Source organism: Rhodococcus olei (genome assembly GCF_039540555.1).
In the GTDB taxonomy this organism is placed as follows: domain Bacteria; phylum Actinomycetota; class Actinomycetes; order Mycobacteriales; family Mycobacteriaceae; genus Rhodococcus_G; species Rhodococcus_G olei.
Window position 1 is genome coordinate 21,012 of the sequence record NZ_BAABFB010000023.1, and the last position, 12,936, is coordinate 33,947.

Annotated in this window: 14 protein-coding genes; 9 read left to right on the forward strand and 5 right to left on the reverse strand. The window is 70.9% G+C overall.

All coding sequences use genetic code 11. The features are described from left to right. Positions 1 to 495 precede the first annotated feature (495 nt). From ABD951_RS04895 to ABD951_RS04905, 3 genes are all read left to right on the forward strand, one after another. Complete coding sequence (locus ABD951_RS04895; protein ID WP_345342758.1) at positions 496 to 1,893, forward strand: WS/DGAT/MGAT family O-acyltransferase; 1,398 nt, start codon at positions 496 to 498, stop codon at positions 1,891 to 1,893. Positions 1,894 to 1,928: 35 nt separating this feature from the next. Then, positions 1,929 to 2,120 carry a hypothetical protein gene (locus ABD951_RS04900; RefSeq protein WP_345342623.1) on the forward strand — a complete coding sequence of 64 codons (192 nt, stop codon included), beginning with the start codon at positions 1,929 to 1,931 and terminating at the stop codon, positions 2,118 to 2,120. Between the two features lie 189 nt (positions 2,121 to 2,309). Continuing rightward, entirely contained in the window at positions 2,310 to 2,465 is a 156-nt protein-coding gene (locus ABD951_RS04905; RefSeq protein ID WP_345342625.1) for a hypothetical protein, read from the forward strand. Positions 2,466 to 3,627: 1,162 nt separating this feature from the next. On the opposite strand, the gene ABD951_RS04910 is transcribed toward ABD951_RS04905, so the two are convergent. Further along, a complete protein-coding gene (locus tag ABD951_RS04910; RefSeq protein ID WP_345342627.1) occupies positions 3,628 to 4,185 on the reverse strand; it encodes a PASTA domain-containing protein in 558 nt (185 codons plus the stop codon). Between the two features lie 560 nt (positions 4,186 to 4,745). Here ABD951_RS04910 and ABD951_RS04915 point away from each other — a divergent pair. Continuing rightward, positions 4,746 to 5,063, forward strand: a complete 318-nt coding sequence (locus tag ABD951_RS04915; protein WP_345342628.1) for a hypothetical protein — start codon at positions 4,746 to 4,748, stop codon at positions 5,061 to 5,063. Between the two features lie 894 nt (positions 5,064 to 5,957). Further along, positions 5,958 to 6,416, forward strand: a complete 459-nt coding sequence (locus tag ABD951_RS04920) for an SRPBCC family protein (protein WP_345342630.1) — start codon at positions 5,958 to 5,960, stop codon at positions 6,414 to 6,416. 36 nt (positions 6,417 to 6,452) lie between these two features. Here the strand turns inward: ABD951_RS04920 and ABD951_RS04925 are convergent, their stop codons facing one another. Continuing rightward, positions 6,453 to 7,265, reverse strand: a complete 813-nt coding sequence (locus ABD951_RS04925) for a hypothetical protein (RefSeq protein WP_345342632.1) — start codon at positions 7,263 to 7,265, stop codon at positions 6,453 to 6,455. A 52-nt stretch (positions 7,266 to 7,317) separates the two neighbouring features. Between ABD951_RS04925 and ABD951_RS04930 the strand changes: the two genes are divergently transcribed. The 4 genes from ABD951_RS04930 to ABD951_RS04945 all read left to right on the forward strand — a co-directional run bounded on the left by ABD951_RS04930 (position 7,318) and on the right by ABD951_RS04945 (position 11,391). Further along, positions 7,318 to 8,142: a DUF3097 domain-containing protein gene (locus ABD951_RS04930; protein WP_345342634.1), complete on the forward strand. Its 825-nt coding sequence runs from the start codon at positions 7,318 to 7,320 to the stop codon at positions 8,140 to 8,142. A gap of 151 nt (positions 8,143 to 8,293) precedes the next feature. Further along, complete coding sequence (locus tag ABD951_RS04935) at positions 8,294 to 8,725, forward strand: NfeD family protein (protein WP_345342635.1); 432 nt, start codon at positions 8,294 to 8,296, stop codon at positions 8,723 to 8,725. A 59-nt stretch (positions 8,726 to 8,784) separates the two neighbouring features. Further along, entirely contained in the window at positions 8,785 to 10,002 is a 1,218-nt protein-coding gene (locus ABD951_RS04940; RefSeq protein WP_345342636.1) for an SPFH domain-containing protein, read from the forward strand. A gap of 192 nt (positions 10,003 to 10,194) precedes the next feature. Further along, on the forward strand, positions 10,195 to 11,391 hold the full coding sequence (locus tag ABD951_RS04945; protein ID WP_345342637.1) for a TetR/AcrR family transcriptional regulator: 1,197 nt from the start codon (positions 10,195 to 10,197) through the stop codon (positions 11,389 to 11,391). Positions 11,392 to 11,406: 15 nt separating this feature from the next. Here ABD951_RS04945 and ABD951_RS04950 read toward each other — a convergent pair whose 3' ends face one another. The 3 genes from ABD951_RS04950 to ABD951_RS04960 are packed head-to-tail and all read right to left on the reverse strand — an operon-like array spanning position 11,407 to position 12,906. Next, positions 11,407 to 11,775, reverse strand: a complete 369-nt coding sequence (locus ABD951_RS04950; RefSeq protein ID WP_345342638.1) for a hypothetical protein — start codon at positions 11,773 to 11,775, stop codon at positions 11,407 to 11,409. A 34-nt stretch (positions 11,776 to 11,809) separates the two neighbouring features. Then, complete coding sequence (locus ABD951_RS04955) at positions 11,810 to 12,319, reverse strand: hypothetical protein (RefSeq protein WP_345342639.1); 510 nt, start codon at positions 12,317 to 12,319, stop codon at positions 11,810 to 11,812. Then, on the reverse strand, positions 12,316 to 12,906 hold the full coding sequence (locus ABD951_RS04960) for a hypothetical protein (RefSeq protein ID WP_345342640.1): 591 nt from the start codon (positions 12,904 to 12,906) through the stop codon (positions 12,316 to 12,318). The genes ABD951_RS04955 and ABD951_RS04960 overlap by 4 nt, the downstream gene beginning before the upstream one ends. Positions 12,907 to 12,936: the final 30 nt, after the last annotated feature.

Here is a 12,936-nt window from a genome sequence, read left to right on the forward strand (position 1 = left end):
TGACCCTCCCTACCCGTGGACCCGCCCCGACCCTGCCGCACAAAGGCTACTGGCCGAACACTCGGCTCCGGCCCGTTGCCGGGGCGGTCCGAACCCGCCGTGGATCGTGGTGCCGAGCCCGGTCGAACAGATGATTTTCGGCCGGCCGTCTTCGCGTGCCGGCCGACCGAACGGTTGTGATCGTTCCGGAGCGGGCGAAGCCCAGGACACGCCGTGTGACCAGGGGAAGGTCGCCGATCGGGGCGCGTGGCAGTGCGTTCCGCGAAAGGGCGTAGGCCGCCGAAACACCTGCCACCAACGGAAACTGGACGGTCGCCCAGGGTGGCGTCGGCCGCGATCGTGATGTAGAAAATATGCCTACGGGATCCAAATTTGATGTGCGTCACACTTTGATGTGACCGCTGGACACACCCGGAAGGCGCCTGAACACACAGCTCCGTCGGGGAGCTGGACCGCTCGCGGTCCTGCACGGACTAGATGGAAGGGCCGAAGCTTTTGCTGTTGCCGATGTCGCCGACCGATTCGATGTTCCTGCTCGGCGAGTCCCGCGGCCATCCGATGCACGTCGGCGGCCTGGCGGTGTTCGAACCGCCGGACGGCGCCGACGCCCGCGACGTGCGGGCGCTGCTCGATGCGGCCCTCGCGCGTGGCGAGGTGGCCCCGCTGCTGCGCAAACGCGCCGCGAGATCGGTGACCTCGCTGGGGCAGTGGGGCTGGGAGCACGAGACCGACGTCGACCTCGGCCACCACGTCCGCCACGACGCGCTGCCCGCGCCCGGCGGCACCACCGAGCTGATGGACCTGGTCTCCCGCCTGCACGCCGGACTGCTCGACCGCAGCCGCCCGCTGTGGGAGTTCCACCTGATCGAGGGCCTCGCGGACGGCCGGTTCGCGGTGTACATGAAGATCCACCACTCCCTCGCCGACGGGGTGTCGGCGATGAAGCTGCTGCGCAGCGCGCTCACCGAGGACCCGGACAAGCGCGGGATGCCCGCGCCCTGGGAACCGGTGGTGCGGGAGCGGCACCTGGCCGCGGCCGGCGCACCGACCCCGGGCGGGGTGAGCCCGCTGGACCTGCCCGCTGCGGCGCTGCGCGCGGTGAGCGGTGCCGCCCGGGAGGTGGCCGGGCTGCTGCCCGTCCTCGCCGGCACCGTCGACCGGGCGCTGCACCACCGCGGGGGCGCGCTCACTCTGTCCGCACCGAGCTCGATGCTCAACGTGCCGATAGGCGGGGCGCGGCGGTTCGCGGCCCGGTCCTGGCCGCTGGAGCGGCTGCGGCTGGTCGCCAAGCACGCGGACGCGACCGTCAACGACGTGGTCCTCGCGATGTGCTCGGGGGCGTTGCGCACGTTCATGGGCGCCCTCGGCGCGCTGCCCGAGCACCCGCTGATCGCGATGGTGCCGGTCTCGCTGCGGGGCGAGAAGCGGGAAGCCAAGACGGGCAACGAGATCGGGATGCTCTCGTGCAACCTCGGCACCCATCTCGACGACCCGGCGCTGCGGCTCGAGACGGTCCGCGCCGCCATGAGCGAGGGCAAGGACGCGATGGCCGTGATGAGCCGCACCCAGGTCCTGGCCGCGAGCGCGCTCGGCACTGCCGCGTTGGCGTTGGGCATGTTCGGGATCGGCGGCCCGGTCCGGCCGCCGAACGTGATGATCTCCAACGTGCCCGGACCGCAGGCGCCGCTGTACTGGAACGGCGCCCGCATGACCGCGCTGTACCCGCTGTCGATCCCGGTCGACGGGCAGGCCCTGAACATCACCTGTACCAGCACCGGCGACGAGATCGCGTTCGGGCTCACCGGCTGCCGCCGCGGCCTGCCCGGCCTGGCGCCGATGCTCGATCACCTCGACGACGAACTCGGCGCTCTCGAACACGCCGTCGGCCTCTAGCAAAGAATCCGGAACCCGGACCAGACAGGACACGCATGCCCGACCGCACTCCCGACCGGAACCCGACCCCGCCCCCTTCCCGTCTGCGGGCGCCGTCCGCGATCGCGGTCGGCGCCGCCGTGCCGGCCGCCGCCCCGGCCCTGGCGGTGACCGGCTCGATCGCCTTGTGCGCGCTGATCGCGGCGCTCGTGATCGCCGCGGTCGGCCTCGCCGCACTGATGATCTGACCGCCCCGGTGAACGACTCACCGCCACGGGCCGTGTTCGACCGACGACAGGAGAAGGTCACGTGTATCCGACACCGACGACGACCCGGCCCACCGCGGGTGGTGGCCCGATGAGCACCGCGGAGATCAAGGCCCGCGTCGAGGCCATGTACCCCAGTGAAGGCAGCGAACCAAGGGAGAGGGAGTCGGGATGAATTCGAACGTGGCCCAGCTGCTGGCGGTCCTGGCCGCCGGGATCGGCGGCACCGCGATGCTCCAGGGCGCCTTCCGGCAGGCCCCCGGCGGCCGTGGCCCACGCCGCCGCTCCTTCCGTGCGGGGGAACACCTCCTGTACCCGCACGGATAGAGACCGACAACGGAGTCCCCGCCGACCGCATTCGGCCACCGCCCGGGCAGGGGGCGTGCGGTGATCGTGGCCGGCCGCGCGGGCGGGGCCCGAATGGCGCCGGACCCGGGCCTTCGCCCGGGTGAACCGGTCGCACGTCCGGGTGGACGCCGGTGTGCGGTCGCGTGAGGGGTCGCGACCGCCCGCCGGAGGCACGCGGTCACAGTGACGGGGTGTCGAGTGGCGGCCGGTCCCGCCCCGGGATGGAAAAAGTGTGTGACGCCGGTCGCATTCGTGTGACGGAGAGGTACGGACACCATGCGTTCGGCGTCGCAGCCTCTGCCCGCCGTGGTCGGGCCGGCCGGGACCGGTGCCTCGCGCGTGGACGTGGCGGGAAGGGTTCGGGTGAGCACACCGACCAAGAGGGTGTTGTTCGTCGGGAGTCCCGGCGCCGACGAGCTGGGGCAGCGGGCGACGCTGCGCGGGTGGGCGACGCAGCAGGGCTTCGAGTGCACCCGCACCCCCCACCGCCGCCGGGGTGCGATACATCGTGGCGACCGACGAGGTTCTGGGCGGGATCCGCTCGCCGGAGCAGGAGCGGATCCTCCGCGACGTCGACGCCGCCGGCCTGCGGTGCCTGAGCATTCACGCGGCATACGGGCGGACCGACCGCAAACTCCTCCCCGGTCGGTCCGGTGTGACGCGAACGTGCTCGAACTGCTGGTGGTGCTGTCGGCCGCGATCGGCGACGTTCTCACGATTCGGGCTGCAGTGATGCGGCGGAGGGCACCGACCGTCCGGTGTACGGGGAAGCGCAAGCCCACGAAACACGCGGCTCTTCCGTCACCGAATCCGTGCGATCAAGCAAGGCCGGCGGCTTGGACCACACAACGTCGGAAGACCCATAGCTCGGACGTTGTCGACCGTTGTTGGCGGGTGGTCGGCACACGCCGGGATTCGTCCTCGCCTGGTTCGGGCCCCGCGTCCCCACCGTGCTGGTCGGCCGCTCATCGCTGCGGGCACGGTGTTCCGGGTGCACGGACATGGCGGCCCCGCTCGATCACACCGGGGTCCCCGGCCGGTGTCGAACATCCAACGGTCGCTACCCGGACAACAAGACGATGGGTGCATGCGCCGGTCACCGCGCGAGAGGACGGTCCACCGTTGGCACCCATAGCGTTGGTCAGGTGCCGGTGAGTGTGACCACCACCGACGACCCCTTGAGCGCGACCGTGCCGGCCGGTGGCTGTTGGCTGCTGACGGTTCCGGTGGTCGGACTGCCCGGTGCGAGTTCGAACTTCAGTGAGGTCATCCCGAGAGCGGTCTTGGCGTCGTCGTGGGACTTGTGGTCGAGATTCGGCACGGTTTCGGTTCCGACGGTGGCGTTGAGCAGGTCCTGACGGGCCTGCTCGGAGGACTTCGTGGAAAAGTAGAACGCGACCGCGGCGCCGACGCTGGCGGTCAGGGCGCCGATCAGTGTGCTGCGCAACGCGGTGTCGTCGACGGCGAAGGTGAACGCGCAGAACAGCACCAGTCCGACCACCAGGCCGACCGCGATCCAGCTCCGGACGAAGCTGGCCGCAGGTTCCTTCCGCCCCTTCCCCGACATCGTTGATCGTGCCCACAGGACGATCAGTCCGGAGGCCAGCACCGCGACCGCGGTGATACCGGCAACGAGAAGGGTCTGACCCCATGAGAGGGTCGCGGCGGCGGGGTTGACGGTGCTCGGCTGTGCCCACATTCGTCGTCTCCCTGTCGGACGCGTGTTTGGGTGTCGGCATCGAGCATCCCGCATGTGACCGTGTAGCACTGGGCTTTTGCGCAACCGCAGCCGTGGGCGCGGGCGGTGTTGCGGGCCGGGCGCCGGGCGGGGGACGTGGCCGAATGTGTCTGGTGGTGCGCGGACGTCGCCGACCGGTGACGGTCATTCGCTCCGGAATCTCAAATTCGGCCCGATTCTCGGCATCTGTTACGGCGACCCCGGCCACCACGGTCGGTGAGCCTTCGCGCGGGGTGCGGCACGGTCGACGACCCCGCCAGGCGAGCACCGGAACGGTCCAAATGCCGTCCAGGTCGGCATGGATACTCGAGCCGGATGAGCAGTCGACGACGGGTGGAGGGTGCGGTGCGACGGTTGAAGGAGGCAAGGACGACGGATGTCATCGCAGCCGGGCGGGCCGACGCGCCGGCGGACATCGCGGGCCTGCCGAGACTCGAGCGAGGACAGCGGCTGTACATCGTAAAGGGCACTGCTGGGCGGCCGCGGTCGAGGACTTCACGTCGACCGAACCGGATGCACCGGTGTGGTCGTGTGCTCCCGGCTGGCGGCACGACGACCTGCTGCTGACGATCCTCGGCACGACACCGCGGGTGTTCCTGTGCCTGGAATGGGCCGACGGCAAAGACAACGGCACAGAGATCAATGTGCGGGAGTCGATCATCACGGTCCCGAACGGACTGTCCGTCAACGCGGTGCAGGATCAACTGCCGTTCGAGATCCGCGCCGGCCGCTACTACTCCGGCGTGCAGGGCGATCAACTCCTCACGGCGCTCGAGTCGGAGTTCTGGTCACCGTCACCGTGGTTCGCGCCGGCCGTGCAGTACCCGGGCCCCATCTGAGCTGAGCTTCCCCCGGGTGGCCCCCTGCTCTCGGACAGGGCCGCACCGGCCCCGGAAAGTCGTGTACCCACCCCAGGGGCGAACCGTTGTGGCGCAGAGCGGTCACAACGTAGCCGCCATCCGTCGTGGTGTTCCCGCAAGCCGATTGGCCAACGGAACACCACGACGGGTGGATCACCGCCCTGTTCCCGGGTGTTCCGTCGAGGTGTTCCGCGAACTGTTCGGGTGATCCCCCGTCAAACTGCTTCCTCGAGCACGTCATTGACCAGGACGAAGGCCGAACCTCGCTGGATTCTTGGCGATTTCTACCGGTACCCGGTGTCGGCAGTGGCACTTCATCTGTCGTGGGCACTCCAGCGATCCGCGAGCATCCGGAAGATTCTGGGCCGAATGGTTGAGGCGGGCGGAACCGGCGGGATCTGGCGACGACCGACCAGGCGATCACCCGCCGTGGAGCCTCGTCGGGACCCACGATCCAGCAGGGGAGATGTCATCTTGGTTGTTCACGCCGCGCACACGTCCTGGCGCCGTCTCTACTGCCTCGGCGACATCGGCGACTGTCGTGATGCGCGAGGATGCTCTACCCGAACGCATGTTCGAATCTCGCCTGAAGCGCCCGGGCCAGGGCTTTTGCTCGATCAGACGATCTCGCTGCGCGCTTCCTCGACCTCGTGAGGACTCCGGTCGGGGCGGATGATGACGTCGGTGGTCCGGGGTCGGTCGACGCATCCGGGAAACGTGACGTAGCTTCGGCGCGTGGGGGTGTCGACGGAGGATGCGGCCGACGCCACGGCCGGTTCGGCCACCACGAGAATCAGAGGGTCCCGGCGCCGGCGTGCAATGTCGGCCGCGTCGACAGTGGATCTTCCCCAACGGTGCAGAGAGTGGTGTTCCATGGTTGAGAGACTCGAAGTGGCGCGCGACATCGCCGCCTCCCCTGCGGAGGTGTACGCCGCGATCTCGGACGTCACCCGAATGGGGGAATGGTCCGAGGAGTGCCATGCCTGCCACTGGCACGAGGGCGTCGACGGTCCGCTGCCCGGCGCAACCTTCGACGGACACAACCGCAACGGTGAACACGAATGGACCACGCAGGGCCGGGTCGTCGAAGCGGAGCCGGGCCGCAGCTTCGTGTTCGAGTGCTCGATGTACGGCGTCCACTACGCCACCTGGGGATACCGCATCGAGCCCGTCGCGGGTGGATCCCGGGTGACCGAGTGGAGCGATGACCTGCGGTCGGAATCCGCGCGGGAGTACGGCACGCGGGTGTCTGGCGTGGCCGACCGGGCCGCCCGCAACCGTCAGACCATGGGCGGGACACTCGATCGGATGGCGGCGGCACTGGAACGGTGACGCCGGCCGAGTCGTCCTGTCGGCGCGCGCCCCGGGTCAGACGCGCGGCTGGCCGGTGCGCACGCAGGACGTCACCGCGGCGACCCGGGCGGTGCGGACCGCCGCCCACAACGGTCGCAGGGTGTCGTCGCGGGCGGCGGCGCCCGCCGCGGTCTGTGCCCGGCCCGACGACTCGCCGGCAACCGTCAGGATCGCCGCCACCTGGTCGGCGGTGTCGAGGATGCGCAGCGCCCGCGCCGGGGTGCCGTCCGGTGTCGTCTGCCGGGACGTGTCGGCGAGGGCGTCGGCGATCCGGGCGCGCGGGTCGCCCTCGCCCGCGTCGAATCCACCGTGCATCGACGTCAGTGCGTCGGCGGCGTCGCGGACCGCCTCGCGCAGCGCGAACTCGGCCTCGCCGAGGCCCGGCTGCTCGACCGCCCGGGGGATCTCCGGGACACCGAAGACCGTCCACCGCAGCACGTCCGGCCCCTCCACGCTCGGCACCACTCCGAGCCCGGGCGCACCCGGCGCACCCACCATCACACCCTGCCCGGCCGCCAGGGCCGCCGCGGCGAACTCGGTCCGCGCCGGCAGTCCGCGCACGTCCCCGGGGGCAGGAAGCACCAGGATCGGTGCCGCTGCGGGCTCGGCCGTGGTCATCGAGCGCAGCGCCCGCAGCAGCACCACCGGGCCCGCGTCGGTCGGGTCCGGCCACGGCAGGTCCCACCGCAGCGCGACCTCGGCGTCCGCGGCGCCGACCAGGTGCATCGGCGCCCACGCGTGGACGGCGTCGATCACGTCGTCGGGCGCACTGGCACCGGCGAGCCAGGACGCGGACCACAGGGTCAGGGTGATACTCGGGCAGGACACGGTAACCAAGCTTAGGACGCCGGGGCGGGTGACGGCACTAGCCTGGACCCTCGTGAGTGGACGCGACATGTACGGCGGCAACATCTTCGACGGGCACACCCGGCGGCGGGCCCGCGAGTACCCGAAGGTGCCCGCCGACCGCGGCCTCGTCGTCGAGGATTCGGCCACCGGCTGGTGCGGTGCAGTCGTCGGAATGGAGAAGACGTACGACGGCGACTACGTCCGCCTCGAGGACTCCCGCGGACAGACTCGACTGTTCGCGATGCGCGAGGCGGCGTTCCTGATCGACGGCAAGGCCGTCACCCTGATCCGGCCGACCGTCACGCGCCCGGCCGCGCCGACTCGGTCCGCGTCCGGTTCCACCCGTGTCGAGGGGCTGAAGGCGCGGACCGCGCTGCCCAGTCGGATCTGGGTGGAGGGCGTGCACGACGCCGCGATCGTCGAACGGGTGTGGGGTCACGACCTGCGGGTCGAGGGTGTCGTCGTCGAGCAGCTCGAGGGTCTCGACAACCTCCCCGAGCGACTCGCCGCGTTCGGGCCCGGGCCGGGTCGCAAGGTCGGTGTCCTCGCGGACCATCTCGTGGAGGGCTCGAAGGAGACCGCGCTGACCCGGGGGCTCGGTCCGTACGTGATGGTGACCGGTCACCCGTACATCGACGTGTGGGAGGCGGTTCGGCCGAAGGCCGTCGGCATCGACGCCTGGCCGACGATCCCGCGCGGTCAGGACTGGAAGACCGGGGTGTGCCGTGAATTGGGCTGGGGGACACCACAGGACGGGTGGCGTCGTGTGTACGGTGCGGTGTCGAGCTTCCGGGATCTCGAAGCTCCGCTGATCGGGGCGGTCGAGCGGCTCGTCGACTTCGTCACCGTCGACTGACGTCAGCGCGGCGGTCGCGGTCCTCGCGGCGGGTGGAACCGCGAGCGGTTCGGTTGTGCGGCAACGAGCGTGAGCGGGTTGTGTTGGAGCGCAAGCCCGCCGACTTCACCTGGCCTGCCTGCGACCCGGATCCGGGTGGTTAGATGGGGGCGTGGCGGCACTGGTCTGGTTGGTGGCAGGCGTTCTGCTCGCCGCCGCGGAAGCGGCGACGGGGGACTTCTTCCTGCTGATGCTCGCCGGCGGGGCGCTCGTCACCGCCGGAGTCTCCGCGGTCACCGATGCCCCCGTGTGGATCGACGCGGTGGTCTTCGCGGTCGTGTCCCTGGCGCTCGTCGTCGGTGTCCGCCCCGCCCTGTTGCGCCGGTTCGCGAAACCCCCGATGCTGGCGACCAACACCGCGGCGCTGCCGGGCAAGCATGCGCTGGTGCTCGAGGAGGTCTCCGAGCACCGCGGGCAGGTCAAGCTCGACGGCGAGGTGTGGACCGCCCGCCCGCTCGATCACACCGAGGTCTATCCGCCCGGCACCACCGTCACGGTGATGGAGATCAACGGCGCCACCGCCGTCGTGTGGCGCGGACCCTAGACGCACGTCCGACCGGACACAGGGGTGACCGGTCGCCGGACCGACTGGAAGGAATTCGTATGGCCGCCCTGATCGTCCTCGCGGTGATCGTCGTGCTGGTGGTGATCGTGGTGGCGAAGGCCGTCGCGCTCGTCCCGCAGGCCGAGGCCGCCGTCATCGAACGACTCGGGCGCTACCAGCGGACCGTGTCGGGGCAGTTGACCCTGCTGGTCCCGTTCGTCGACCGGGTCCGGGCGAAGGTCGACCTGCGGGAGCGGGTCGTCTCGTTCCCGCCGCAACCGGTGATCACGCAGGACAACCTGACGCTCAACATCGACACGGTCGTGTACTTCCAGGTGACGAACCCGCAGGCCGCGGTGTACGAGATCAACAACTACATCGTCGGCGTCGAGCAGCTCACCACCACGACCCTGCGCAACGTGGTCGGCGGCATGACGCTGGAGGAGACACTGACCTCCCGCGACTCGATCAACGGGCAGTTGCGTGGCGTGCTCGACGAGGCCACCGGCCGCTGGGGCCTGCGGGTGGCGCGCGTCGAACTCAAGAGCATCGATCCGCCGCCGTCCATCCAGGAGTCGATGGAGAAGCAGATGAAGGCGGACCGCGAGAAGCGCGCGATGATCCTCACCGCCGAGGGCAGCCGCGAATCCGCGATCAAGACCGCCGAGGGTGCCAAGCAGAGCCAGATTCTCGCCGCCGAGGGTGCGAAGCAGGCCGCGATCCTCACCGCGGAAGGAGAGCGGCAGTCCCGCATCCTGCGGGCGCAGGGTGAGCGTGCCGCGAAGTACCTGCAGGCACAGGGCCAGGCGAAGGCGATCGAGAAGGTGTTCGCCGCGATCAAGTCCGGCAAGCCGACCCCGGAACTGCTTGCATACCAGTACCTTCAGACACTGCCGCAGATGGCGCAGGGTGACGCGAACAAGGTGTGGCTGGTGCCCAGCGACTTCGGGGACGCGCTCAAGGGGTTCGCGAAGACGCTCGGCGCGCCCGGGGAGGACGGGGTGTTCCGGTACGAGCCGAGCGCCGAGGAACCCGTCGCGCCCGTCGACGACTCCGAGGAGGTCGCCGACTGGTTCGAGTCGAAGACGGACCCGTCCGTCGCGCGGGCCGTCGCGGCCGCGGAGGCGGTCGCGCACGCACCGGTCGACACATCCCTGATGCCGGATCCGGAACTGCGGTCGCGGTCGGCACAGCATGCACTGCCGCCGCAGGTGGAGCCCGCCGGCGGCGAGGTGCCGCCGGGGCTCCCACCGGAGGGGCACCCCGGATCGGTGTGACGATCCGCCGGGTCCGGACGGTCCGTCCGTGCGGACCCGGCCACCCGCCACCGGCCGCGCGGCCGTCTATCGCATAACCCGGTCGGACGCGGGTATCTCCCGTTCACATGCAGAGTTTCTCCTGCTTGTGAATTGCGAGTAAGGTCAGTCGACCATCGATCTCGGATCGGTGAGCGACGAGGGAGAGCGACTGTGCCGGTGAAGAGACCCCGCGACCGCAAGCAGCAGATCCTCGCGGCGGCGAGTGAGCTGTTCCGCGAACACGGATACCACAACGTGTCCGTCGCGGACGTCTCGACCAAGGTCGAGATCACCGCGTCGGCGCTCTATCGGCATTATCGCAACAAGAACGACATGCTCTACAACGCGGTGTTGGACGGGCTCGGATCGCTGCGGGACGCGGTGGGCGGCGCCGCGGATCTGTCCGAGCTGCTGTCGGCGATGGCGGCCCGGTCCGCCGACCGGGTGGACCTGCCGCTGCTGTGGCAACGGGAGGCCCGCTATCTGGACGCCGACCAGCGCAGGGAACTGCAGAAACAGCTCGGCGTCGTGACCGCGCGGGTGGCCCACCTGATCGCGGCGGACCGTCCGCGGCTGCCCGAGCGGGACCGGGAACTGCTCGCCCTGTCCCTGCTCGCGGCCTTCGGTAGCGTCGCCGGCCTGCGCGTGCACCTGTCGCGCCGCCGCATGGAGGCCGTGCTCCGCCAGATCGGCGAGCGGATCGCAGGGTGCCCGCTCGGGCACGGAGCCGATCGGCCTGCCCCGGCGGAACCGACTGTGTCGATGCCGGTTTCGCGACGCGAGCAACTGTTGACCGAGTCGATCCGGCTCTTCGACCAGCGGGGCTACCAGTCCGTGCTCACCGAGGACATCGGCGAGGCCTGCGGCACCACGGGGCCCAACGTCTACAACCATTTCGACGCCAAGATCGACATCCTCGTCGCCGCCGTCACCCGTGGTTTCGACCGCCGGGGTGTGGGTGCGAGGTTGGCGTTGTCCCGCGCCACCGATCCCGCCGACGGGCTGCGGAAGTTGTTGGCGGCGCACATCGAGTTCGCGCTCGAGGACGGTCACCTGATCGGGTTGATGGCCACCGAACTCGACGCTCTCCCGGCGAACATCCGCAAGGTGGTCGCGCAGCAGCAGCGCGACCACCTGGACCAGTGGGTTCGGATCCTGGCGTCGGTGCGGCCCGAACTCGAGCGTGCGGAGGCGCGGATCACGGTCAACGCGGTGCTGACGCTGGTCGCGAACGCGGCCCGGACCCGGGCCCTGCGCGCTCGCGTGGACCTCGGCGACCGGCTCGACGAGATCGGTCTCGCGGCGCTACTCGGCACCGACGATCCCGCCGGGGTGCGGGCCGGCGCGGCCGCCACCGACGCGCGGTGACGCGCCGCCGGGACGTCAGCGCCGGCGCCGGCGCTCGTGCTCGGCGAGATCGGTGAGACGAACGTTGTAGTGCAGCATCGCGATCGCCGTCGGATCGTCGAGGTCGTCGGTGGTCACCGTCGCCTCGCGCCGCGGCGGCAGCAGACCGGCCGGGATCTCGGTGGGCAAGGTGCCCTGCCGGATCGGCCGTCCCGGCAGGGCCCGCCAGGCGAGGTACGCGACGAGCACGAACGCCGCGAACACCGGCCACAGCATCACGAGCAGCCAATCGGGCCCGGCCGTGCTGTCGGCCGCCCGCACGCCGTGCACGACACCGGTCGTCAGCAGGCCGGCCGCGACCAGGCCGGCCACCGCGGCCGGGACTTTCGAACTCGGTTGCGTCACAGCCGCATGGTAGCGAGCCCGGAGGCAGATCGGGTCAGGTGATCAGTGCCTTGGCGACTCCGCACACCGCGACCGCCCAGAGCACCGAGGTGAACGTGCCGATGATGAACTGTTCGGACGCGTGCGGCTCGCGCAGTTCGGGGTACCGGGCAAGCCCCTTGACGGCCAGGACCACCGCGAGACCCTCCGGCCAACCGGCGAGGATCGCCACCGCCACCGCGACTCTTTCGAGCACGCCGATCGTCCGGCCGCCGCGGAGCGGGCCGGCGTCGGGCCTGGCGCCGGTCTCGTCGCGGCGCCGCGCGATCCGGAACACGGCCCGCACCAGCGGAGCGCCGCCGGTCGCGGCGGCCAGCACCGCGGTCACCAGAGTCGCCCCGAGCGCGAACCCGGTGACCGGTTTCGTCGCGGTCGCCGCCAGTGCGGCGCCGCCGAGGGCGAGTGCGGTAGTCGTCGGGCTGATCCATGCCGGAACCCGCCTGCTCGCCAGGGCGATCGGCGCCAGCGCGGCGAGTCCGAGCAGGGCGATGGCCAGCGCGGTCACCGGTCGGCCTCCACGAGCAGTCGTGCGGCGAGCCGGCGTCCGGCCACCTCGGCCTGCCGGCCTGCCACCGACAGCCGTTGCGAGACGGCCTGTTTGCTGATTCCGAGGCGCTGTGCGGCCTCGGCCTGGGTCAGGCCCGCGGCGACCGCGGCGACCGCGGCGCGGCCCGCGTCCGAGCGCCGGGACACGGTCAGCGACAGCAGCATCAGCGCGGCCTCCGCGTCCGCGACGCGCCCGGTGTCGACGCCGGGCGGTCCGGCGACGGCGATCGCGCCGGGGAGTCCCTTCGCGCGGTCGACCGCGGCGCGCGCGGCCTCGAACGCCGGTCCGCGTCCCGCGCGGGTGCTCGCCGGCAGTGGCATCCGCACCGGGCCAACGCCGATGCCGACGCTCCAGGACCCCGTGGTGGCGAGGTCGAGGGCGATGTCGACGACCTGGTCGGCGCGGTCGCTGACCGCCTGGACCTCGTCGCCGGCGGTGCGTTCGAACCCGCGCAGCAGGGGAGCGGCGTCGTAGTGGTCGAGCAGATCCGGGACCCGGTCGACGTCGCGGCGGCTGCGGCGCTGGTCGATCGTCAGCACGAACATACGACAAGGCTAAAACCTTGATATGGCAAG

Excerpts from the sequence above, each read along its gene's own strand:
- ABD951_RS04900 (WP_345342623.1), top strand. The coding sequence starts at position 1,929 with ATGCCCGACCGCACTCCCGACCGGAACCCGACCCCGCCCCCTTCCCGT.
- ABD951_RS04905 (WP_345342625.1), top strand. The coding sequence starts at position 2,310 with ATGAATTCGAACGTGGCCCAGCTGCTGGCGGTCCTGGCCGCCGGGATC.
- ABD951_RS04910 (WP_345342627.1), bottom strand. The coding sequence starts at position 4,185 with ATGTGGGCACAGCCGAGCACCGTCAACCCCGCCGCCGCGACCCTCTCA.
- ABD951_RS04920 (WP_345342630.1), top strand. The coding sequence starts at position 5,958 with ATGGTTGAGAGACTCGAAGTGGCGCGCGACATCGCCGCCTCCCCTGCG.
- ABD951_RS04940 (WP_345342636.1), top strand. The coding sequence starts at position 8,785 with ATGGCCGCCCTGATCGTCCTCGCGGTGATCGTCGTGCTGGTGGTGATC.
- ABD951_RS04960 (WP_345342640.1), bottom strand. The coding sequence starts at position 12,906 with ATGTTCGTGCTGACGATCGACCAGCGCCGCAGCCGCCGCGACGTCGAC.